Source organism: Dapis purpurea BLCC-M126 (assembly GCF_050015975.1).
Lineage (GTDB): Bacteria > Cyanobacteriota > Cyanobacteriia > Cyanobacteriales > Microcoleaceae > Trichodesmium.
In genome coordinates, this window is sequence record NZ_JBNHER010000246.1 from 1 (window position 1) to 22721 (window position 22721).

Here is a 22721-nt window from a genome sequence, read left to right on the forward strand (position 1 = left end):
GGGTTTTAACCAGAGGTAATTATCAATTATCCATTATCAATTATCAATTAATGAAGTTCTTTTTTTATGATAGGATGAGGAACTGAATTTTATCTATTGTTTAAAGCAAGGTATCTATGCTATATCACTTAGACTTTCGAGTACAATATCCTCCTACTATGAGCCAAGAAGAATTATTTACTATTTGGAGCGAAGAAGCAGATGCTGCAATGGGTGCTAAGGAAGCAGGAATTTTACTAAGCGTCTGGAAGTGTGTGGGAACTCGTAGAGTAATAGCTATTGTTGATGTGGAATCTCCCGATAAACTTGACCAAATAATTATGGACTTACCAATTGTGAAAAAATTGGGACAATATGTGAATATTGAGGTTACATCATTACGGCCTTATGAAGATTTTGCTACAGATTTGAAGGCGAGAAAAAACTAAGAGCCATCTAGAGCTAGAAATCTCAAGATTATAAGCAAACTGGCCACTCCAGAAATCATAAATTAATCAACTGCACCTGAGTAATTAATAGCGAACATTTTCTTGTTTCTCCAAGAGGTAGAAATTATGAATTTTCCTTTAATTATCTTGAGATGTGCCTTGCCAATAATTTTTGTAGTCCAAACTTGGCTAATACATCCTTTGCCCAGTTTTGCTCTAACCGTACAAGAAGTATCAAACCCAAGACAACATTATCATGGTTGGGTGACGGATATGGCTGAAATTCTCAGTCAAAGTACAGAAAATCAACTTAACCAAATGATTTCCGACTTAGAAGCCAAAAATGGCTCGGAAATTGCTGTTGTCACTGTGCCAGAAACTCAACCTGCAGCAACTCCCAAAGAATTTGCGACTAAGTTGTTTAATTATTGGGGAATTGGTAAAAAAGGTCAAAATAATGGTGTGCTGTTTTTAATTTCTGTAGGCGATCGCCGTGTGGAAATTGAAACTGGTAAGGGAATACAGCAAACTTTACCAAATGCCAAGATTAGTAATATTATCGACAGTAAAATTATCCCTGAATTTAAGTCAGGAAACTTTGAAAGTGGTGTAGTTGCAGGTACAAAAGAATTAGTAACATCTCTGAAAACAGAGAAATATAAGTCAGGTACAGTTTCTGACGCAGTTATCGTTACTTATATTCTCATAGTTATGGGTATCTTTGTGGGTATCTTCAAAATTTTGACCAAAACTAAGATGAGCACGAAAAGCATCTATAGTAGTCGTAGTAGCTCTGGAAGTGATAAACCTTCTATCTCTATCACCAAAAATGCTGACAATAGTTCCAGTAAAACTAGCAGCAGCACTGGCAGTGAAAAACCTGCCATCTCTATTACCAAAAATGCTGACAATAGTTCCACTAAAACTAGCAAGAGTTCTTACAAAAGTAATAGCAGTAGATCTAGTAGCAATAAAGGTAAGAGTGTAAGTAGTGGCAGTAGCGATCGTAGAACTACTAGTAGTAGATCGACTAACAGTAGTAGTAGCTCTTACAGTGATTATAGTAGCAGTAGCTCTGGAAGCTCTGATAGTGGAAGTTTTGGTGGTGGTAGCAGTGATGGTGGTGGCGGCGGTGGTGACTATTAATAACTAGGAGTTGCGCTCAAAAGTCTGATGGTGAAAGGAGGGAGTAGGGAGTAGGGACTAGGGAGTAGTGAAAACTCAACACAGACAGGGAGTTATACAGGAGGTACTCAGAAAAATTATCCTTTGCTCCAACCTCCCTAACTCTTACCCAAATACTAACTTTTTGAGTTTACTCTGGCTTAAAATCTCCTACTTTTTCCGGACTTGAAAATGCTCAAACCTTTATTTGCCCATGCGAGTGAGATTTCTTCAGCCAACCCTAACTATACTTTTAGTATGGCAAAATAATAGTCATTAAATTTTGAGACTGAAAATTACAGAAAGATAGCTAAAGTACATTAATACTTCAATTCAATAGATCGGGAAGAGGGAAAAAAAATAATAATTTCTCTTCCCTTTTCCTTATCCATTACCAATCATAATAAAGTTTTTCAGCATCAAACATAATTTCTTCATTTGGCAATCTAATCTTAGGCTTTTGTCGCGGATAAAGACTTTCTACTGCTGTTGTATCCTGTTCAATCACAGTAGCGGCTGCCTGCAAAAATGACTTTTGAAACAAAAATTTTAATAGCGGATTTTTGAAGTTTCCATATAACAAAATAAAAGTCTTTGTTATATTTTCAGTTTCTGGATAAACAACATGAGTTTGAGCCATACTGCCAACTGGAGAATCAGCAAATAACACTACATTTGAAGGAAAACAATATTCTAAAGTATTGTTCATAACTTGAGGCATTATTCCTAACGCGGGATTTTTTAAAATTTCTCCTAGAGTATTATTTGCTCTTATTATATGCTGTTCTACTTTGGCGTAATATCCATCAGTTTGGTATGACTTAACATCACATGAAGTAATTTGAAATAAATCCTTATGAGTACCATTTTGATGATTATAATCGTAGTTCACAAGCATAGTTCTCAAAAAATCTGCCTGAATACTCTTTTCTCCAGTTACTCCCAGAAATTCATATTCTTCAGTTACTCTGTGAATTAATTCAGGAATTGGCAGTCTTGGTTCATAGCCACCGTAAGTCCAAATACAATCATCTTTAACTATTAATTCTAAAGTTTGAGTAACTGGTTTAGTATCTAATTTACCATTTTTATATAATTTTCCTTCTACATCAAATTCTAGGGCATGAAAGGGACAATTTATTGTGTTTCTTTCTGCACAAATCCATCCTTCAGATAGAGGAGCTTGTAAATGGGGGCAGATATTATCGAGGGCAAAAACTTCCCCTTTTTTGTTTTGCCAAATAACGTAATCTTTCCCGTTTAAAGTAATTTTTTGTGGTTGATTAAAACCCAACATTGATTTATGAGCAATCAACCAAGGTGCGCCTGGTAAAATTGTTTCCATTTCTTTCTTTAAAATCAGATTTACTAAAAAAATGTTTTCGCCAAAGATAAATGTAGGGTTGTCTTTTTTCTGAACCCTAATACCCAATTAAAAAAAATGTAGTTACAGTAAAATCGTCTGTAAAACTATTAATATTTTTGCCCTTATTCTAACAACTAAGACTCTGCTAGTTTTGATTTGAGCTGATAGCTGATAGCTGATAGCTGAATGCTATATATTACTATTCAAATAATAATTCCTTAGCTTCAGCATAACCAGATTCTACTATTTGACAGGCCATTTGTTCGTAAGCACCAGGTTCATTTGGTATGGTAGTTGCCAAACCATCTACATAACGATTAAACATAGAAAAGGCTGCTGCAATTAAGACTGTATCGTGAATTTCTCTATCTGTTGCACCTAAATTTTTGGCTTGTTGAATATCATCCTCAGAAACTTGTTTACCATCAAGTTGCACTTTAGCTGCTATTTTTAGTAGTGCCTTGAGCTGATCTGTGATATCTGCACTCTCAAGATTTTGGTAAACCGTATCAACTACATTACTATTGTTTTTGAGCAGTTGTTTGGCGATCGCTCCATGAACACCTGCGCAAAAGTTGCATTCGTTCCGCTGGGATACATAAGCAGCTATTAGTTCCCGCTCTTCTAATGATAGGGGTGATTCTCCTCTCAATAAGGTCTCGCTAAATTCTAGCAGCAGTTTGCCTGTATCTGGTCGATATTTCATTAAACCCATGATGCCAGGGAAGTTAGATGGTATATCTATATGTGCCATTTGTTACTCCTAACTATTTTTTACTAACTAAATATTTAGTTAGTAATTACTATAAAGCCATTAAATTTGCTTTGTCAAGAGTTAACGAAGCAAATGTTAATATTAATTAGCTACGGGTCAAGGCCAAGTGTTGGCCATAGCTAAGAGTAGAAAGCTTGAACTAAAAAGGCCAAGCCAGTAAATTTGTTGGGAGTCTGTATAATTGTGAACCATCCAGCCAAAGAAAAATCATTGCCTAACAAAAAACGAAAATTACGCGATCGAGAAGCAACAAAAGCAGAAATTTTAGATGCGGCGGAAGAGGAATTTGCTAAGTCTGGTTTAGCTGGGGCGAGAATAGATGCGATCGCCGATCGTACAGGAGTAACGAAGGCCATGATTTACTACTACTTCAAAAGTAAAGAGGGTTTATATCAGGAGGTTTTTCAAAGACTGGCAAGAGAACTTAATGAAATGATACATCTGTCGCAACTAGAAAAGTTACCAGCAGAAGTAGCATTGAAAATGCTAGTACGTTCAGCGATCGCTTACGAAGTATCTCATCCCCATCGAGGGAGGCTATGGTTTCACGAAGCGATTCAAAATCAGGGTAAATATGGTAAACTAAGTGGTTGGCAAGAAAGTTTTGTCTGTTTAGTAAATATTCTCGAACGGGGAATAGGAGAAGGAAGTTTCCGTCAGCTCGATCCATTTTTAACAGCTATTAACATTCTGGGAATTTGTGTATTCTATTTTGATGCCCAGGAAAATCTGAATTATCTTAAACCAGAACGGCAACTTTTGAGTGAAGAAACGATTGAAAAACAAACTCAAGAAGCAATCAATCTAGTTCTAGGAGGAGTGCTGCTGCATTCATAAAAATCCTGTAGACTTTAAAATGGAGTCAAAATTAAATTACTGTTTCATAATTCAACAGAACAATTCAACCCATTAATTTTTATATTTATACTTTTTTGATAATGTGGTTGACATTCAAAACATAAACCAATCATCAAGGTCTTTTATGTTAATGATCCCCATCAATAAATCATATTTTTTATGCTAAAAAAGAAAGTAGCTAAAATTGTATTAATCTTTGTTTTGTTTGTAGTAATTTCCTTGAATATTGGTTACTTTACTCCTAGAAATTGGAGTAATAATTCTTGTGATTTGAACTTATTAAATAAGGGTATCCCAATATACATTTACAATACAGGTATCCATACAGATATTCTAGTTCCAGTCAAGACTAAAATTTGGGATTGGCAAGAAAATTTAAACTTAAAATTAATAGCTAATCCATCAGCTTCAATAAATTATCTAGCTTTTGGCTTTGGTGATAGAGCTTATTTTCTAGAAACTTATACTGGGACATTATTACCAATTGTAACAAGTTTTCAGGCCCTATTCCTCCCAACACCTTCTGCAATGAGGGTATTAGCTTATAAAAATATTCCTCAACAATATGAAATTAAGTGTGCTATAATTACTCAATCTAATTACTATAGGCTAATGGAATTTATCAATGATTCTTTCCAGTTTGATGCCCAAGGTAATAGAAGAAGTCTGACCATAGACCCTAATTATAGAGTCGGTTTTTATGCAGCAAAAGATACTTATTCAATTTTAAGAGCTTGTAATGATTGGACTGCAGAAGCTCTGAGGTTAGCAGGAGTAAAAACTCCTCTATGGTCAGGACTTTCTAGTTCGATTATGTATCATGTTAACAGTGGGTGCAGCTGTTAACAAAGTTAGTAGTTTTGTATACAAAATATAGAGTCTATGAATATAATTCCCGCGATCGACATACTAGGTGGACGTTGTGTAAGGTTGTATCAAGGAGATTATGAGCAAACGCAAGTTTTTAACGATAACCCAGTTGATGTAGCAAAAAGGTGGGTAGACGAAGGAGCAAATAAGCTACATTTAGTAGACCTAGACGGTGCAAAAGCAGGTCAACCTGTTAATCAAAAGACCATTGAAGCGATCGTTAAAGCAGTAGATGTACCAATACAAGTAGGCGGTGGGTTACGCAACTATTCCGCAGTTGCGAGTGTGCTTGCTCTTGGGGTGCACCAGGCTATTTTAGGTACTGTTGCCTTAGAGCGACCTCAGTTAGTGTCTAACCTCTGTCAAGAGTTTTCTGGTCAAATTATTGTTGGTATTGATGCCAGGGATGGTAAAGTCGCAACTAAAGGTTGGTTAGAAACTTCAGAAGTATTAGCAACTGACCTCGCGCGTCAAATGGCCAAATTTAAAGTTGCAGCGATTATCTACACTGATATTCACCGAGATGGTACTCTCAAAGGACCTAATATAGAAGCATTAACGGAGTTAGCTACTTCAGTGAACATTCCCGTAATTGCTTCTGGTGGTGTTAGTTCAATTACGGATCTGTTAAGCTTACTGGCATTAGAAGCCATGGGTGTTGAAGGCGCAATTGTTGGTCGAGCCTTATACACTGGAGATATTAGTCTAACAGAAGCAAATCAAGCTGTAGGTCAAGGGCGTTGGCAAGATGTCCCTCCAAACTTGGGCTATTCTGCATTTGCCTAATCCTAATTAGATAATTGGCGTTGCACATTGCAGCATCATTGGTAGCTGGCAACACTGTCTGTAAAGGCAACTCTCTCTGTGTTTGCCCCTACTATTTTACTACTCAATTGTGCAACCCAGAATCATTGATTTATAATGTTTTAGGTTGAGTAGGGCTGGCACTTAACTCAACAAACACCTATATTGAAGTTTAAAGGTTTGGTGAGGAGTTATTCAATTCTCTCCAACTCTTTATTGCTGGGAATTTTACTATTATCGATAGAACCCATTTGGTATCTCTAGAAAAGAGAAAGTAGGAAATAGGGAATAGGGAGTAGGGGGAAAGAATTGATATATAGAACTCCTAACAGTATCTTTAGCTGGAAGTAAATTTTTGAGGCATGGAGTCGTCTGTAGATATAGGAAATACACAAAAAGATGGAAAAATATTCTCATACACCCCATCACTGCATCACCCTATCTCCCCATCGCACCGTCTATTTCTCCATAGACGACAAATGGGTTCTATATAGGGTATTTTAGTAGAAAGCAACCTACATATCTCAGTCTAACCTACGCAAGCCAATTTTTTCAGTATTAGCATTCAGCAAAACTTGATATAATAACTAAGATTACTTAAATATCTAAAAAAATTAATAGACATTGTGAGTTCAGAAAACTTAGAGTTATTTGAAACTGAATATAAAGCTGGTAAACACGCATTTGAACGCGGTCAATATAGCAAATCACTACAGCATTTAGAAACTGCCCTAGAAAATATTAATCCTAATTCTCGGTTAGGGGGAGAGACACAAATCTGGCTAGTGACAGCATATCAAGCTGCAGGCAAAGTTCAAGAAGCTACCGCCCTTTGTAAAAAACTCACTCGTCATTCTTATTTACAAACCCGTCAACAAGCAAAACGTATATTAGTTATTCTGGAAGCACCTGTACTGAGAAGCAGACCAGAATGGGTGACAAAAATTCCTGACTTAGGCGCAATATCTGAGAGTGATGCTAAAGATTGTAGAGGTAGCGGTCTAGTTTCCCAAGTTAAGTCACCTCCACCGAAGCCAAAAATTTCTCAGTTAGAAGTTGTCGATCCTAGCAAGGTGAACACAAAAGATAATCAATTTTTTTGGGTAGCTTTAGTATTGATAATTCTGACTTTGAGTGGGTTAGTTTGGTTTAGTTGATTTTTGCAATAGTCGTCCTTTGTTGTTGTCGAACCTAACAAGTCCTCTTTTTGATTTTCTAGGATTTATCTAGCAATAGACCTTATTTTCTAGAAAAACTTAGTCTATTTTAACGACATCAATGGTTAACAAAAAGTAGCTCAAACATTTATTAGTTTTTGCTAGTATATAGTATCAGCTTATACAGAGTTTTTCGTGATTATGTATATGACTGAATCTAATTTTTGATAAATGTTAAGTAGGAAAATTGATCCAGCTCAAATGTAGTACGGGCATCTTGCCTGCTATGGCTGTACCTCACCCTAGATAAAATCTGTTTTACATTAAGTCTCAATCCAGGATTGAGCTTCTGGGATTATTGTATACTAATGTTCTACAATAATCTAAATATCGCTGTCAGGACTAGCATCAGAAGAACGCTTGCTTTGTCCAAAAAATATTAATAATTACGCCGAATGTCCAATATTTACTTTGATTCTGAAAACAATTCCAAATCCTTTGAGTTACCAGGCGCGAGGCCACATTATAACCCAGACCGTCCAGGTCAAGTAGAACATATTTTTCTTGACCTAGAACTTGACATTCCTAACAAAAGTTTTCACGGCACTTGTACTATTAGTTTAAACCCTGTCAGAAGTAACATTGATAAATTAACTCTTGATGCAGTTGACCTAGAAATTAATTCTGTTAAAATCAACGACACAGAACAAACCTTTGACTATGATGGCAATGAATTAGAAATTTACCTACAACCAGTCACTACAACAGGTCAACAAATTAAAGTAGCGATCGCCTATACTGCTAATAACCCGCAACGAGGTATCTATTTTATTGCTCCCGACGAACATTATCCAGACAAATCAACCCAAGTTTGGACTCAAGGGGAAGACGAAGACTCTCGTTTCTGGTTTCCCTGTTTTGACTATCCTGGTCAACTATCAACTTCAGAAATTCGTGTCAAAGTACCCCATAAATTTATTGCTATTTCTAATGGTGAACTTATCCATACTGAAGAAAGTGCAGATGGTAAAATTTATCATTGGATGCAAAAACAAGTTCATCCTACATATTTAATGACTTTAGCAGTAGGTAAATTTGTCGAAATTAAAGATGAATGGAATGCTATTCCTGTAACTTATTATGTAGAGAAAAAACGCCAAGATGATGCTCGGCGAACTATGGGCAAAACTCCTCAAATGATAGAATTTTTTAGTCAGGAATTTGGCTATAAATATCCTTATCCTAAATATGCTCAAGTTTGTGTCAGTGATTTTATTTTTGGTGGTATGGAAAATACCTCCACAACTTTACTTACAGACAGATGTTTATTAGATGAAAAAGCAGCTTTAGATAACCGTAATTCTGAAAGTTTAGTTGCTCACGAACTCGCCCATCAATGGTTCGGAGATTTGATAGTAATTAAACATTGGTCTCATGCTTGGATAAAGGAAGGAATGGCTTCTTACTCCGAAGTATTATGGACGGAAAACCAGTATGGTCAAGATGATGCTGCTTATTACCTTTTGAAGGAAGCTCGAAGTTATATTGCTGAGGATAGAGGTCGTTATCGTCGCCCTATAGTAACTAATATTTATCGAGAAGCAATTGAGCTTTATGACCGCCATCTTTATGAAAAAGGTGCTTGTGTTTATCACATGATTAAAACAGAATTAGGAGCTGATTTATTTACTAAAGCAATTCATAATTTTGTTCAAAGTAATGCTCATAAAACTGTTGAGACTATCGATTTATTAAGAGCAATTGAACAGGCAACCGGACACAATTTATTATTCTTATTCGATCAATATGTTTTTCGGGGCGGTCATCCAGATTATAAAGTTAATTATTCTTGGGATGGTAACAGTAAATTAGCCAAAATTACTGTTACACAAATCCTAGCTAAAAAAGACAAAAATGCTGATGTAAGTAAAGAATTGTTTGACCTGAAAATTCCTATAGCTTTTGGTTATCTCAAAGAAGAAAAACCAGAACTAATTAACTTTACTGTGCGCGTACACGAACAGGAACAAACCTTTTATTTCCCTCTCTCAGAAAAACCAAAATTTATCAGCTTTGATGTGGGTAATAATTATCTGAAAACAGTAAAATTAGAATATCCATTGGCGGAACTGAAAGCGCAATTAGAATTCGATCCAGACCCCACATCTCGTATTTATGCTGCTGAAGCATTGGTGAAAAAGGGCGGTTTAGAAGTTGTGAAAGTGCTTTCCCAGGCACTGATAGATGAACCTTTCTGGGGTGTACGGGTTGAAGTTGCCAAACAACTAGGAAAAATTAAACTAGACCAAGTTTTTGATGGTTTAGCTGTAGGTTTACAAGATGAAGATGCTCGTGTCCGTCGTGCTGTGGTGGAAGCACTAATACAGATAAAAACCCCTGAAAGTTATAAGTTGCTCAAGTCTTTAGTGAAAAATGGGGATGCCAGTTATTATGTGGAAGCTGCTGCTGTGTCTGGTATTGGAGATATTGCTGCTGCCAATGCTAATTCTGATGAGAAACCCATTGGGGAAAAAGCAATTAAGTTATTGAAGTGGGTATTGAAAGAGAAAAAAGGTTGGAATGAGGTAGTACGTTCGGGTGCTATATCAGGTTTGGGTAAGATGAAGACTTCTGAAACTGCTCTAAATCAGATTTTGAAATATACTGCTCCTGGTGTACCGCAAGCGTTACGTTTGAATGCCATTCGTGTGTTGGGAACTATTTCTACTGCTCAGTCTCCTGTTAACTTAGAACGAATTTTGCAACGACTGACAGAATTATCGCGGGAAACATTTTTCTTGACTCAGGTTTCTGTAGTTGCTGCCTTGTCACAAATGGAAACTGCTGGAGCAATTGGAATATTGCAGAGTTTAGCTGACCAGACTCCTGATGGCAGAGTGCGTCGTCGAGCAGAGGAAGCAGTACAGAAGGTGCAGAAAAATATTGGTTCTGACAAAGCGCTGAAACAGTTGCGTGATGAACTGGATAAGATGAAAAAAGAAAATCAGGAATTGAGGAGTCGTTTGGAGAATTTAGAAGCGAAGGCGAAAGGAACCTAGTGCGAGCATCTTGCCCGCCAAGATAGTGTGGGGAATAGGAAGTTACAGCGCTTTTCAGATTGATGAACCACGTCGTCATAACCAAAACCCTGTAGGTGCGACCCCGCGACGACGCCAGTCGCAAGCGGTCGAGGGATGGCGAGGTTGCCTCGCCATATCCAATCGACCAAGAGAGGGAACGCGCACCAAGAGATGCTGGTTCTGCGTAAGTCCTGTAGATATTACAATTGTCTGAAGCAGCTTTTGAGAAAATTTGGGATAATCCTGAAGATAGTGATTATGACTATTAACTAAATGTAGCGATCGCTCTAACTGTAAAGTCATTGCGACTGGAACGGAGTGGAAGGAAGCAATCTCGTGAGATATCTGAGATTGCTTCCTATCGTCGCAATGACAACTGTTCAACCGGATTTTATATTATACATCAATACTTTTAGGATGAATTAGCACACCCTAACTATTGGACAATAGATGAATAAAACATCAATCTGCGGAAAAGCTGGCATTTTTTTCGTTCTAAAAACCCTAAAACCTTTACTTGTAAATGGTTTGAGATTAAATTAGCAACCCCTAACTATTGGACAATAGATGAATAAAACATCAATCTCGGGAAAATGAGCGATATAGCTGCCGCTAGGCTCCGTCAACGCTCTTTTTCAGTTATCAGCAGCTAGACACAGATTCGGGCACGGATAAACGGATTAATCATTTGGCATCATCCGTGCATCTGTGGCAAAATCTCTGTCTAGCTCCTGTCTAGCTCTGTTGTTGTTGCCGACAACGTTGGAGATTTTCTCGCACCTTAATAGTATTAGGATGTTCCTCTCCTAATTTTTGTTCACAAATATCTAGTGATTTTAGATACAAAGTTTCTGCCTCACTATAACGCCTTTGAGCTTCATTTAATCTTGCTAAGTTGTTGAGGTTGCAGGCAAGGGAAGGATGCTTTTCTGGCAGAGAAATTGTGTTAATTTCTATAGCTTGTTGATACAAAGGTTCAGCTTCCGAGTATCTCCCTTGAGATTCATATAATACAGCTAGGTTGTTGAAGTGGGTGGCAAGATAGGGATGATTTTGTGGCAAAGCTATTTTGAGAATTTCTATGGCTTTTTTGAATAGACATTCGGCTTCTGGGTATTGTCCTTGAGAAGAATATAGTAAAGCTAGGCCATTAAAATTGTAAGCAAGATAAGGATGATTTTCTGACAGAGCAGTTTTATAGATTTCTATAGCTTCTTGATACAAGGGTTCCGCTTCCTGATATCGCCCTTGAGACCTATACAACTCTGCTAGGTTGCTGAGGTGTTTTGCAATAGAAGAATGATTGGGTGGCAGAGAAATTGTGTCAATTTCTATAGCTTGTTTGTACAAGGGTTCCGCTTCGTTGTATTTTCCTTGAGATTTATATAATTCTGCGAGGTTGTTGAGACTAAAGGCAAGATAGGGATGATTTTCTGGCATGGCTATTTTGATAATTTTTATGGCTTGCTGATACAAAGGTTCGGCTGCTTGGTATCGCCCCTCATAAACGTATAATTTCCCCAAATTGTTCAAGTTTCTAGCCTGGTCAGGATGATTTTCTGGCAAAGAAATTGTATCAATTTCTATAGCTTTTTGGTACAAGGGTTCTGCTTCCTGGTATCGCCCTTGAGAAGAATATAGTAAAGCTAGGTTGTTGAAGTTCCTAGCGCGGTCAGGGTGATTTTCTGGCAGAGAAATTGTGTCAATTTCTATAGCTTGTTTGTATAAGGCTTCGGCTTCGTTGTATTTTCCTTGAACACGATATAATTCTGCTAGGTTGTTGTAGACAGTTGCAACATCAGCATTATCTTTATCTAGCTGCTTTTCTGCTATTTCTCTACCCTTCTCTAACCAAGGTTGTGCCTGCGGATAAAATCCTTGACCTTCATAGAATGAACCTAATTTAGTAAAAGGAACAATTAAATCATCATCACTCAAATACTCAGTCAAATGTTCTGCCACTTCCATAATATGGGGAATATCAACCTCAACTTCCCGAACTTGCTCCCGTGTAATATCCTCAGAAATTTTCCTCGCCGCCTCCACCATCGCCACAACAAAACTACGTTTCAACTCATCCGCGTCTGGATATTTTCTCAATTTTATCTGCAAAAATTCCCGCACCAGAGGATGCAAACTATAAACCCCAGACTCAACTTCCTTCAGTAAATGCAGATTTAGCAAATCCCCAAGAGCAATTTTCCAAACCTGCTTTTCCTTATAATCTTCTATTCCATACAACGACAAACGAAAACGAATAGGTGCCAAAGCATACAACCCCAACCTCAAAGCTATTTCTTGAGTCTTCTTCTTATTCTTCTTGAAGCTCTTCCAACTCAAAGCGATCGCCTGTAGCACACCATGAGGATAATTAATCAACTCATTAGCTGACATCGCGTCGTGTTTCAGACTTTCTCCTTGTAAACACTGGAGCATTTCTGTCAAAGCAAAATTATCTATATTCAAAGAATCCCAATACTCATCCAAATACCGCCCCACCAATTCGATCGCCAGAGGCAAATAACCCAACCATTTCAATAACTCCCTTGCCTTCCAAGGTTCCTGCAAAACTCTATCTCTACCCAATATAGACTTTAACAACTCCATCGCTGCCAAAGGTTTCAACACATCCAGAGGCAACTCCCGAAACGCCTTACCAAAACTTTTACGAGTCGTCAGCAGTACCCGAAACCGAGAGTCTGGAGGTAAAAAAGGCTTTACCTGAGTTTGGTAGTCAGTCACATCATTATAAATAAGTAATGCCTCACCCCGAGACCAATTTTGCCAACAGTAGCGCAACCTTCCCAGTAAATCTTCCTCCTCCGGTAGAATAAGTCGGAGATTATTCTGAGCAAACCTGAGTATCTGAATACCCACATTCTCCGCAGGTACTTCCAACCAACAGATACCACCAGGGTAAGCAGACTTATTAGCAAGAGCGTATCGACGGGAAAGTTCCGTTTTACCGACACCCCCCATTCCCGAAACAGAAGCAACAGCAACCCGTCGATCATTTTTTAGCAATTTGTGTAGTTCGGCAAGTTCATTTTCCCTACCCACAAAAACCTTATTTTCTAACCATTCCTCCCCAGGAATATTGTATTTTTGGTTAGGATGTTGAGATTGGGTAGTTTTCTTTGTCGGTGCCCCTCCCGACGTCTGCTGTCAAAAGGTAACATCACCCTGAAACGTGGGATTTTGAATAACTACATTATTATTACTATCCCTATTTACAGCACTTCCAGTAATAGTGCTTCCCTGAAACAAAGCATTAATATTCTCAGCAGTTATCCCTTGAGACTTTATTTCTTCTAACTTCGCCTCAAGATTTTTCACATATTCAGGATGTTCCTCCTTAGCAACGGCAACCACATCAATAATATTTTGCTTAAGTTCCGGGTTTTGACTGGCCACTGCCTCCATTTCCCGTATCGCTGCTTCAAAATCTTCAGGAAAAGGATTTTCTTGTGCAGGTTTCAAAGCAGCGAAAGTATCGGCAGGCATTCCTTTTACCCGTTGCCATAACTTACCCGCTTGCTCAAAAGTCTTTTCACTTAAACCTTCCCCTGCCTTTTCCACATATTTAACTAAAAAAGGATAGGCGATCGCTGCTAAAGTTAGTTCGATAGGTTCCATTTTAATCAGTTATTGTTATTTGGCTTTTTAATTTTAGATTAACATACACATCATAGAATTTAGAATGAAATAGCTCTGTCTTCCATAAAATTTCTAAGTACCACTAATAAATATCCTCATCTTCCTCGGATAATTCTGCTTCAAAAGTTTGCAGTACATCATTTAATTCAGCCTCTGGACAAGATGCAATTAACACGTCAAAAACATCTAGCAACTTAGCAGCAGTTTCTCCCAAAGTTGGACTCATTCCCCACACATCTTGCACCCAGTCTTGAGGAAGTTCCTTATCAAAAATCAAACGTTCTAATAGTTGCTTTGCTTCTTCTTTTGATACAGACATAATTATAATTTTAACTAATAAAATAAATCTCAATAATTATAGCAGTTATATCATATCCGGTTGAATAGTTATAATTAAAGTTTGTAGTAGGGCTTCAGCCCTAAGTATAAATCGGGCTAAGAGCTATACTACAAACAAAGACTTTTTTATCATTAATTATCCAGACATAATATTACTCAATTAAAATCTAGACTATAGCCTAAATACACTAACATATAGCAATCCTAAATGACTTGTGAAAAAAACTGTAGAGGTTTGGTTTCCAAATCCTATTTTTGTTTGAGTTTAGAGACTAAACCCCTGCGATAAAATATTACAACATAAGCACGTATTGCTATATAATATCAAATCGCGATAATTAGTATACCCAAGTCATTGCGACTGGAACGGAGTGGAAGGAAGCAATCTCAGGGGCGCACAGAGATTGCTATCCTGACGGACTGCTGCGCATTCATGTCGGATCTTAGCCGAAACGCTGTCGCTCGCAATGACAGAAATGTATTATTTTGGATAAGTTGTAATAATAATATTTACTCCTTCTTCCTTTCTCTCTTCTTCCTTCTTTCTTCTTCCTTCTTAAATTATGAACATACCTAACTCAATTACTTTTTCTCGTCTATTGGGAGTACCTATTATTCTTTACACTCTCAAGACTCCAACTAATCAAAATCTTTGGATATGTTTAGTTATATTTTTAATAGCTTCAGCTACAGATTTTTTAGACGGTTATTTGGCACGAAAACTTAATCAAATCACCGACTTAGGAAAATTTTTAGATCCTTTAGTAGATAAATTATTAGTTTTAGCACCTTTATTAGCATTAATTGAATTAGGCAAAGTTCCCGCCTGGGGAGTATTTTTAATTTTAGGTAGGGAGTTAACCATAGCAGGTTGGCGCGTCAATCAAACAAAAATTTCGGGAGCTAATATTTGGGGCAAATTAAAAACTGTAAGTCAAATTATCGCCATTGCTTTATTAATTGCTCCTTTACCTGAAATTTGGGAAATTTCCACAATAATTATGTTTTGGATTTCTGTTGCTTTAACAATAATTTCAGGGATAATTTACTTATTACCAATGGATAATGTATAATTAATAATCGATAATAATGAAAATCTTAAACTTTGAGTAACAAGCAAACTTCTTGAACGCAAAAAGTATTCAACTAAGTAAAAAAGTTAGCAATCAAGTAATTATCAATTATTCATTAAATTTTCCTGATATTCAATTACTTTATGCTGTGAACCAGAGATAATTAATAATTACAGATGGTTTTCATTATCTATTATTAATTGTTCATTATCAATTATCAATTATCCATTATCAATTAATTAAAATGAGTATATTCACACTTCAATCAGTCAAAAAAGATTTTGGTATCAAAGAAATTTTAAAAGATGCCAGTTTCAGTTTAGATCCTAGTGACAAAGTTGGTTTAATTGGTACAAATGGTTCGGGAAAATCAACTCTATTAAAAATGATTGCTGGTTTAGAACCTACAGACAGCGGTCAAATTTTAGTCAATCAAAATGTGAGGATTATTTATTTGCCTCAACAACCAGATTTGGATGAAAATAACACTGTATTAGAACAGGTTTTTGCCGATAGTGGCGAACAAATGGCACTGGTAAAAGAGTACGAAGAATTATCAGAAAAATTAGCTCATTATCCAGAAGACGACCGCTTAATGGCGCGTTTTTCAGAAGTAACTCAAAAAATGGATTCTACCAATGCTTGGGAATTAGAAACTAAGGCAAAAATTATCCTGACTAAATTAGGAATTCAAGATTTTGAGGCTAAAGTTAGTAACTTATCTGGAGGTTATCGTAAACGAATTGCTTTAGCGACTGCCTTACTTGCTGAACCAGATGTTTTGTTAATGGATGAGCCAACAAACCATCTAGATGCTATGTCTGTAGAATGGTTACAAAGTTACTTAAAGACTTTTTCTGGAGCAATTTTATTAATTACTCACGACCGTTATTTTCTTGACCGGGTTACTAACAAAATTCTGGAAATAGATAGAGGCGATATTTTCACTTATTCCGGTAACTATTCCTACTATTTAGAAAAAAAAGCTTTAGCTGAAGAATCAATTGTTAGTTCTCAAAAGAAACATCAAGGTGTATTACGCCGAGAATTAGAATGGTTGAAACGAGGTCCGAAGGCTCGCAGCACTAAACAAAAAGCGAGAATTCAACGCATAGATGAAATGCAAGGAAGAGAATTTAAACAAGCTTTAGGAAAGGTGGATATTTCTACTCCAGGTCGTCGCATTGGCAAAAAAGTTATTGAGTTAGAAAATGTTTCTAAATCCTACGATAGTAGAACCTTGATTAAAGATTTTACTTATGAATTTATTCCAGAAGATAGAGTGGGAATTATTGGTGGTAATGGTGTGGGAAAATCAACTTTAATGAATATTATTACAGGCAGTGTTAAACCTGATGCTGGGAAAGTCGAAATTGGCTCAACAATACATATAGGTTATTTCGACCAACATTCAGAAGATTTATTGGATGCTGTCATAGAAAATCAACGAGTAATTGAGTATATAAAAGATGTGGCAGAATATGTACAAACTTCAGATGGTACTCAAATTAGTGCTTCTCAAATGTTGGAAAGATTTCTGTTTCCAGGTACTCAACAATATGCTCCTGTTTATAAACTTTCTGGTGGAGAAAAAAGACGATTATTTTTGTTAAAAGTATTGATGAGTGCCCCTAATGTTTTGATTTTAGATGAACCGACTAACGATCTAGATGTACAAACTTTAGCAGTATTGGAAGAGTATCTTGAAGAGTTTAATGGTTGTGTAATTGTAGTTTCTCACGATCGCTATTTTCTTGACCGGACTGTAGAGAGAATTTTTGCTTTTGAAGGAGTAGGAAATTTACGACAATATCCGGGAAATTATTCACTTTATTTAGATTATAAAGAAGTAGAAGCAGCAGCCAAAAAATCTGTAGAAGTTGAGGAAAAGCCAAAAGTAACTCAGTCTAAACAACAAAAGTCAGAAAGAGTTTCTCGCGATAAGACTGGGCAAAGAAAATTATCCTCAAAAGAGAAGCGAGAATATCAGAATTTAGAGAAAAAAATTGCTCAGTTAGAAGCTGAAAAAGCTGAGGCAGAAAATGAACTTTATAATGCACCTCCAAAAGATGTCAGTGAAGTTCAAAAGCTCCATGAAAAGGTAGAAAGTTTAGGTCAAGAAATAGATATTGCTACAGAAAGATGGTTAGAATTAGCAGAGATAGAATCTTAATGAATAATGGATAATTGATAATGGATAATTACCTCTGGTTAAAACCGTAACGGAATTGCATAAGGGGAAATTTTATTTCTTTCCTAATTGCTATAGCTAGCAAATAATTGGTCAGGATAATTACTAATTATGAGACTAGGAAATGTTTTTCTAACTGTTCCCTATTCCCTAACAATACCGATGATACCGAACATGATATCAAATAAATCTAAAAAAGGAGCTAGATAAAAGTAAATTGGGAAGAAATAGTTTAAGGATTAAGCGAAGATAATTCAGAGGCAATCATTCAACAGTTAAAATCTATTTAGTCATGGTATTATTTATGGTTTGCTTTCGTGGTTTTCTCTATTATAAATGGTCTCGCGGGGTGACTGCTGAATGCTTAGACGCCATTGTACTGCTTTTCGATCTATTTCTTTAATAAAGCTATCTTTGCCATTCATATAACTATCAATATCTGTAGGGTATTTTTGTGCTAAACTGCGCTTTAATTCACTATATTTATGTGCATCTTCAGGATGAGAAATCATATAATCCCGAAATGCTAAATGTCGTTCTATTTGCTTTGAATTAACTTTAAAAATATGAACATGATGAGTTCTAATACCTTCCTGATTATTTTTACGAAAATAACGACGCTCGGTAATACCAAATTCACCCATTACTTTGTAACCTAGTGACTCCATTAAGGAATTTTGCTCATCAACTTTTACAAGCTCCTTTACTTCAACCAATATATCAATAATTGGTTTAGCGTAAATATGAGGTATAGCTGTACTACCAATATGATGTATGGCAATTATATTTTCTCCTAGAATATGATTAATTTTTTGTGCTTCTATCTGAAATTCTTCACACCATTTTGGGTTATGATTAACTACTTCTACTTTTCTCATGATTTTCATACCAGCTCCATAAATTTTTGCTACATTATACCAACCCTATTTCAGTTGTAATATTTTTGCTGGTAGGGGCGATTCGTGAATCGCCCCTACAGGAGTCAGCAGTTAGAATTTTAAAGATTTTCCGTTAATATTAACTGTTATAAAAATTTTCACAACCAATTTAGGATTTTTAGATCATAATTCTCAAGCCGATCGAGAATATTTAATGACAATTAATCGACATTTATTGATTATAGGAATTATTGATAAATTGTACAAAATTTGCTCCGGAGCATTTGTAGCAAAACCCTGTTGAAGATATTTGATTGCAAACCAAAAAATTCATTAGAAAATCATATCATCTTTGCAGTTATCTTAAAGTAGTTAAGTGGCTATTTAAGTTTTTTGTTCCTGGTCAAGTATTAGATTTATCCAAACTTTTTCAGTATGGAATTTTGCCACAATCAATTTAGGATTGCTATATTTTGATAGAGTATGGAAAACCTTATTCTTTACTGAAACTTATGAACTGTCAAGAACTATTAAAAAAATACTCTCAACAATGGCAAGCAGCTACCGTACATCCATTTTTAGACGAATGTAAATTAGGTACTATTAAACCTCAACAATTTAACACTTGGCTAGTACAAGATTATCTATTTGTTGTGGAATTTACTCGGATGGTAGGCAGAATTTTAACTTCTGCCCCTACCACTCATTTTGATGTAATTCTTAGTGGACTAAACGCTCTCCAGGATGAACTAAATTGGTTTAAAGATAAAGCAAGAGAAAGACAATTAGATTTGAATACTAAAAAACAATTAACTTGTACAGAATATTGTAATTTTATGAATAAGATAACTGAGATGCCATATCCAGTACAAGCAACTGCATTATGGGGAATTGAACTAGCTTATAATCAAGGGTGGCAATTACCAGGAGAAATGCCACAACCTTATCATGAATTTGCTAATCGTTGGGGAAATCCAGAATTTACAAACTATGTTAAACTACTAGAGGCACAAGGTAATGAGGTATTAAAAAATGCCTCAACAACAGTTCACAATCAAGCTGAAGCTACTTTTTTAAATGTCGCTAGACTAGAAAAAGATTTTTGGCAAATGGCGTATAATGCCACTAATTAACTAGCTATCAGTCGTCAGCTTTTAGCTTGCCTCTTTCAGAGGAACTTCGTTAACAGCTATGAGTTATTAACTCATTATCTTGGAATAATAAATTAGTTTCCAAGTAGAATTAAAAGTAATGAATAAAAAGGCGATCTGTTGCTAACTTTAGTAAGTTATTACCTTCAAAAGCTGAATGCTGAATGCTAATAGCTGAATGCTTAAATTAACTTTAGGAGAAATTCAAAAAATGACACGAGCTATCATGGAAACTGAAAAGGGAACAATCAATCTAGAATTGTTTGATAATGATGCTCCCAATACTGTGAAAAATTTTGTCGAATTAAGTGAAAAAGGATTTTATGATGGCTTAAATTTTCATCGTGTTATTCCTAATTTTATGATTCAAGGAGGTTGCCCTAATGGTACAGGTACAGGTGGTCCTGGTTATAAAATTAAATGTGAAATTAATAGTAATAAACATTTAGCTGGAACTTTATCAATGGCTCATGCTGGTCGCGATACAGGTGGTAGTCAATTCTTTATTTGTCACGCTCCCCAAACTCATTTAGATGGCGTTCATACAACTTTTGGAAAAACTGAAGATATGGAAGTTGTAAATGCTATTCGTCAGGGTGACAAAATTCTTTCTGTGAAGATTGAGAAGTAGATTTTTGGGAGTAGTAAAAACCTCCTATTTCTCTTGAATAATTCCGGGAGTAAGGAGAGAGTAAAAAAATATTTTAAAATCTCTCCTGCTCATAGTAAGCATTCAGTTATTAGCAGTTAGATATTCCTAATACCATTTCTCCACGAAGTTGCACTGAAAAAAGATAATAGCTGTCAGTAAAATTCAACTCTGGCTAAGAATTATTAAGTGCATTGTTATAGAGAAATGAGATAATTTAATTTGTATTGAAGATTAATTCAACTATTGCGCAATAGTTTTTAAATTTTGGATAAAATGCCAAGATGGCGATCACCCTATTGGTGGTTGATGAGAAAGACTATATTAAGGTTAGGGAATACCAGAAAATAAATTATCCCAATTTTTGTATTCCTATAGTTAACTTGTTATATCAAATCCGCTTAATTCGGTATAAAAAAATGTTCCATCTTCAGCTATTGCTAAATATGCACGCTTATTTCCCTATCTCCCCACACCCCCCACACTCCCCACCCTCTTTAATCTAATTACATCGATGCTACCGGATTTGATATAACTCCCCACTCGATGACTTTTTCAATTTCTTCCCTACTCCCTTACTTTCATACCTAATGGGATAATTTTTTATTTGGAAGTATCTTAATATACATTTAGCTATTAGCAGTCAGCTTTTCCTAGGTAATGGTGTGTCAACAGCTTTTTGATCAAACAACTAACTTCTAAGGTAACCTAAGGATCTTGTTAGAGATTGTTTCTGCTCTAAGTATTAAGAGAGCAAATGGTGACTAAAATCGAAAAGGGGTAATATTTCAAAGGATTGAAATCTGGTAGATACCAGAGGTGTTAGGTACATATATTCCTAGATTTATTTGTGATAAATAGTTTTCTTGATTTATTCCTCCCAATTTCCAATTTCTTGTTCCTAGTTATAGTGTTCCCTATTCCCTATTTCCTTTTTATATTTCCTGATACATTCAACCTCTTATCTATGCTATTAAAATTTCTCAATACTAATTTTGACTTTAAATACAATAAGTTAATAACTAATCGCCGTACCTGATGGTTGAATACTTAGGTTAAAATAACCATGAATCAAAATAATTACCAGGTGAAGCATTATCCTGGAGAATTGAAACTTTCTCTAAATTTAAACCAGATAATTCTTCAATAATTTTTATATCATTGACTCTGTCTACCAAGGGAAACGAAAACTGATGTTTATCTTGAATATACTTGGCTTTTTCTCTAATTTCCTCTTTGTCAATTGGATTATCACGAGTGCCAATAATAATAGTATTTTTACCGCTAGTATGGCAAATGTAAATATATGGAAAAATAGATTGAATAGTTTTCACGTATTCCGCCTCAAAACCATTACTTTTTAATGTATTGACAACTATAACTCCAGACTGTGATAAATGGCGATCGCACAACTTATAAAATTCTTGAGTAGCTAAATTATAAGACATATAGCCATTACCAAAAGCTACATCAATCATAATAATATCATAATTATCCTGGTAATTTTTTTGTTCTAAATATTCTCTACCATCTTGAATTTTTACCTTTAATCTTTCATTTAATTCTAGTCCGAAAAATTTCTGAGAAATTGACAATATATTGGAATCTACTTCTGTACATTCTATTGTTACCTCTGGAAAATAGTGATGTAAAACTTGAGGAATACTACCCCCCCCAAAACCTGCAATATAAATTTTTTTTGGCTGACTATTCCAGAGCAAAGCTAACATCATTGCTTGAGTGTAAGGAAAAATTAAATATGTAGGGTGATTCAAATTCAGTATAGATTGAACCCAATTCATTTTTGAAGTTACTTTCTCTACCAAGACTAGCTGAATGATGAATTGAACTTTTTTTATAGTTAAAAAATGTATGCCAGAAGGTTGAGAAAAAATTACTCCATCTGGTTGTTCCTGCAACCAAGAAATTCTTTGTCGAATTGCTTCTAAATTTTTAGCTTGCCAATCTTTTTGATTATTCATTTTTATTAGGGAATAGGGAGTAGGGAGTAGGGGAGTACGTAAACATTAGAATAATTAATACATTCCTGGCTAATAATTATCAAAAAAGTTATTCTACTTGTGGTAGTTATATCAAATCCGGTAGTATCTAATACCGCCAGAAACCGGGTTTGTTTTATATAACATTTACCTCCTACAAACCCGGTTTATTATAACACTTCCGTTGCCAAGCGGATTTGATATTACTTATGTAATTAAACTTTCTCCCTTCTAACCTTTTTTTTGCTTCTGACCTCTGTATTTTACCTTCTATCTCCTGT

19 protein-coding genes and 1 pseudogene are annotated in these 22721 nt (G+C 35.7%); 12 read left to right on the forward strand and 8 right to left on the reverse strand.

Translation table 11 applies throughout. The features are described 5' to 3' along the window. Positions 1–116: 116 nt before the first annotated feature. Positions 117–428 (forward strand): muconolactone Delta-isomerase, encoded by a 312-nt coding sequence (locus ACP6PL_RS22010; protein WP_426547417.1) that lies wholly within the window; start codon positions 117–119, stop codon positions 426–428. A 126-nt stretch (positions 429–554) separates the two neighbouring features. Beyond that, on the forward strand, positions 555–1574 hold the full coding sequence (locus ACP6PL_RS22015; protein ID WP_426547418.1) for a TPM domain-containing protein: 1020 nt from the start codon (positions 555–557) through the stop codon (positions 1572–1574). A 409-nt stretch (positions 1575–1983) separates the two neighbouring features. On the opposite strand, the gene ACP6PL_RS22020 is transcribed toward ACP6PL_RS22015, so the two are convergent. Both ACP6PL_RS22020 and ACP6PL_RS22025 read right to left on the reverse strand, forming a co-directional pair. Then, positions 1984–2937 (reverse strand): Rieske 2Fe-2S domain-containing protein, encoded by a 954-nt coding sequence (locus tag ACP6PL_RS22020; RefSeq protein WP_426547419.1) that lies wholly within the window; start codon positions 2935–2937, stop codon positions 1984–1986. Positions 2938–3157: 220 nt separating this feature from the next. Then, positions 3158–3712, reverse strand: a complete 555-nt coding sequence (locus ACP6PL_RS22025) for a carboxymuconolactone decarboxylase family protein (RefSeq protein ID WP_426547420.1) — start codon at positions 3710–3712, stop codon at positions 3158–3160. A gap of 204 nt (positions 3713–3916) precedes the next feature. Here ACP6PL_RS22025 and ACP6PL_RS22030 point away from each other — a divergent pair, with 204 nt between their 5' ends. The 5 genes from ACP6PL_RS22030 (at position 3917) to ACP6PL_RS22050 (ending at position 10481) form a co-directional block, all read left to right on the forward strand. Continuing rightward, positions 3917–4570, forward strand: coding sequence for a TetR/AcrR family transcriptional regulator (locus ACP6PL_RS22030; RefSeq protein WP_426547421.1), 654 nt, complete (start codon positions 3917–3919; stop codon positions 4568–4570). 180 nt (positions 4571–4750) lie between these two features. Then, positions 4751–5437 (forward strand): DUF2459 domain-containing protein, encoded by a 687-nt coding sequence (locus ACP6PL_RS22035; RefSeq protein WP_426547422.1) that lies wholly within the window; start codon positions 4751–4753, stop codon positions 5435–5437. Between the two features lie 36 nt (positions 5438–5473). Then, positions 5474–6247, forward strand: a complete 774-nt coding sequence (gene hisA / locus ACP6PL_RS22040) for a 1-(5-phosphoribosyl)-5-[(5-phosphoribosylamino)methylideneamino]imidazole-4-carboxamide isomerase (RefSeq protein ID WP_426547423.1) — start codon at positions 5474–5476, stop codon at positions 6245–6247. Between the two features lie 644 nt (positions 6248–6891). Then, positions 6892–7422, forward strand: coding sequence for a hypothetical protein (locus ACP6PL_RS22045; RefSeq protein WP_426547424.1), 531 nt, complete (start codon positions 6892–6894; stop codon positions 7420–7422). 455 nt (positions 7423–7877) lie between these two features. Continuing rightward, on the forward strand, positions 7878–10481 hold the full coding sequence (locus tag ACP6PL_RS22050; protein ID WP_426547425.1) for a M1 family aminopeptidase: 2604 nt from the start codon (positions 7878–7880) through the stop codon (positions 10479–10481). A gap of 75 nt (positions 10482–10556) precedes the next feature. Here the strand turns inward: ACP6PL_RS22050 and ACP6PL_RS22055 are convergent, their stop codons facing one another. From ACP6PL_RS22055 to ACP6PL_RS22070, 4 genes are all read right to left on the reverse strand, one after another. After that, positions 10557–10805, reverse strand: coding sequence for a hypothetical protein (locus ACP6PL_RS22055; protein ID WP_426547426.1), 249 nt, complete (start codon positions 10803–10805; stop codon positions 10557–10559). Between the two features lie 432 nt (positions 10806–11237). Continuing rightward, positions 11238–13562 carry a DUF2225 domain-containing protein gene (locus tag ACP6PL_RS22060; RefSeq protein ID WP_426547427.1) on the reverse strand — a complete coding sequence of 775 codons (2325 nt, stop codon included), beginning with the start codon at positions 13560–13562 and terminating at the stop codon, positions 11238–11240. Positions 13563–13667: 105 nt separating this feature from the next. Continuing rightward, positions 13668–14138: a hypothetical protein gene (locus tag ACP6PL_RS22065; protein ID WP_426547428.1), complete on the reverse strand. Its 471-nt coding sequence runs from the start codon at positions 14136–14138 to the stop codon at positions 13668–13670. Positions 14139–14241: 103 nt separating this feature from the next. Further along, the gene (locus ACP6PL_RS22070) at positions 14242–14478 is read right to left on the reverse strand and encodes a hypothetical protein (protein WP_426547429.1); all 237 of its coding nucleotides are present in this window, start codon (positions 14476–14478) and stop codon (positions 14242–14244) included. Positions 14479–15061: 583 nt separating this feature from the next. Between ACP6PL_RS22070 and pgsA the strand changes: the two genes are divergently transcribed. Further along, complete coding sequence (gene pgsA, locus ACP6PL_RS22075) at positions 15062–15571, forward strand: CDP-diacylglycerol--glycerol-3-phosphate 3-phosphatidyltransferase (RefSeq protein WP_426547430.1); 510 nt, start codon at positions 15062–15064, stop codon at positions 15569–15571. 244 nt (positions 15572–15815) lie between these two features. Next, a complete protein-coding gene (locus ACP6PL_RS22080) occupies positions 15816–17744 on the forward strand; it encodes an ABC-F family ATP-binding cassette domain-containing protein (protein ID WP_426547431.1) in 1929 nt (642 codons plus the stop codon). Between the two features lie 320 nt (positions 17745–18064). Here the strand turns inward: ACP6PL_RS22080 and ACP6PL_RS22085 are convergent, their stop codons facing one another. Beyond that, positions 18065–18649 (reverse strand): GrpB family protein, encoded by a 585-nt coding sequence (locus ACP6PL_RS22085; RefSeq protein ID WP_426547432.1) that lies wholly within the window; start codon positions 18647–18649, stop codon positions 18065–18067. Positions 18650–18824: 175 nt separating this feature from the next. Between ACP6PL_RS22085 and ACP6PL_RS22090 the strand changes: the two are divergent. The 3 genes and pseudogenes from ACP6PL_RS22090 to ACP6PL_RS22100 all read left to right on the forward strand — a co-directional run. Beyond that, positions 18825–19101, forward strand: a pseudogene (locus ACP6PL_RS22090) (IS630 family transposase); the annotation flags it as partial. A 51-nt stretch (positions 19102–19152) separates the two neighbouring features. Beyond that, positions 19153–19773, forward strand: coding sequence for a thiaminase II/PqqC family protein (locus ACP6PL_RS22095; RefSeq protein WP_426547433.1), 621 nt, complete (start codon positions 19153–19155; stop codon positions 19771–19773). 229 nt (positions 19774–20002) lie between these two features. After that, positions 20003–20422: a peptidylprolyl isomerase gene (locus tag ACP6PL_RS22100; RefSeq protein ID WP_426547434.1), complete on the forward strand. Its 420-nt coding sequence runs from the start codon at positions 20003–20005 to the stop codon at positions 20420–20422. Between the two features lie 1073 nt (positions 20423–21495). Here the strand turns inward: ACP6PL_RS22100 and ACP6PL_RS22105 are convergent. Continuing rightward, entirely contained in the window at positions 21496–22422 is a 927-nt protein-coding gene (locus ACP6PL_RS22105; RefSeq protein ID WP_426547435.1) for a spermidine synthase, read from the reverse strand. Positions 22423–22721 lie beyond the last annotated feature (299 nt).

Excerpts from the sequence above, each read along its gene's own strand:
- ACP6PL_RS22010 (WP_426547417.1), top strand. The coding sequence starts at position 117 with ATGCTATATCACTTAGACTTTCGAGTACAATATCCTCCTACTATGAGC.
- ACP6PL_RS22015 (WP_426547418.1), top strand. The coding sequence starts at position 555 with ATGAATTTTCCTTTAATTATCTTGAGATGTGCCTTGCCAATAATTTTT.
- ACP6PL_RS22020 (WP_426547419.1), bottom strand. The coding sequence starts at position 2,937 with ATGGAAACAATTTTACCAGGCGCACCTTGGTTGATTGCTCATAAATCA.
- ACP6PL_RS22025 (WP_426547420.1), bottom strand. The coding sequence starts at position 3,712 with ATGGCACATATAGATATACCATCTAACTTCCCTGGCATCATGGGTTTA.
- ACP6PL_RS22035 (WP_426547422.1), top strand. The coding sequence starts at position 4,751 with ATGCTAAAAAAGAAAGTAGCTAAAATTGTATTAATCTTTGTTTTGTTT.
- hisA (WP_426547423.1), top strand. The coding sequence starts at position 5,474 with ATGAATATAATTCCCGCGATCGACATACTAGGTGGACGTTGTGTAAGG.
- ACP6PL_RS22050 (WP_426547425.1), top strand. The coding sequence starts at position 7,878 with ATGTCCAATATTTACTTTGATTCTGAAAACAATTCCAAATCCTTTGAG.
- ACP6PL_RS22055 (WP_426547426.1), bottom strand. The coding sequence starts at position 10,805 with ATGACTTTACAGTTAGAGCGATCGCTACATTTAGTTAATAGTCATAAT.
- ACP6PL_RS22065 (WP_426547428.1), bottom strand. The coding sequence starts at position 14,138 with ATGGAACCTATCGAACTAACTTTAGCAGCGATCGCCTATCCTTTTTTA.
- ACP6PL_RS22070 (WP_426547429.1), bottom strand. The coding sequence starts at position 14,478 with ATGTCTGTATCAAAAGAAGAAGCAAAGCAACTATTAGAACGTTTGATT.
- pgsA (WP_426547430.1), top strand. The coding sequence starts at position 15,062 with ATGAACATACCTAACTCAATTACTTTTTCTCGTCTATTGGGAGTACCT.
- ACP6PL_RS22080 (WP_426547431.1), top strand. The coding sequence starts at position 15,816 with ATGAGTATATTCACACTTCAATCAGTCAAAAAAGATTTTGGTATCAAA.
- ACP6PL_RS22085 (WP_426547432.1), bottom strand. The coding sequence starts at position 18,649 with ATGAAAATCATGAGAAAAGTAGAAGTAGTTAATCATAACCCAAAATGG.
- ACP6PL_RS22095 (WP_426547433.1), top strand. The coding sequence starts at position 19,153 with ATGAACTGTCAAGAACTATTAAAAAAATACTCTCAACAATGGCAAGCA.
- ACP6PL_RS22100 (WP_426547434.1), top strand. The coding sequence starts at position 20,003 with ATGACACGAGCTATCATGGAAACTGAAAAGGGAACAATCAATCTAGAA.
- ACP6PL_RS22105 (WP_426547435.1), bottom strand. The coding sequence starts at position 22,422 with ATGAATAATCAAAAAGATTGGCAAGCTAAAAATTTAGAAGCAATTCGA.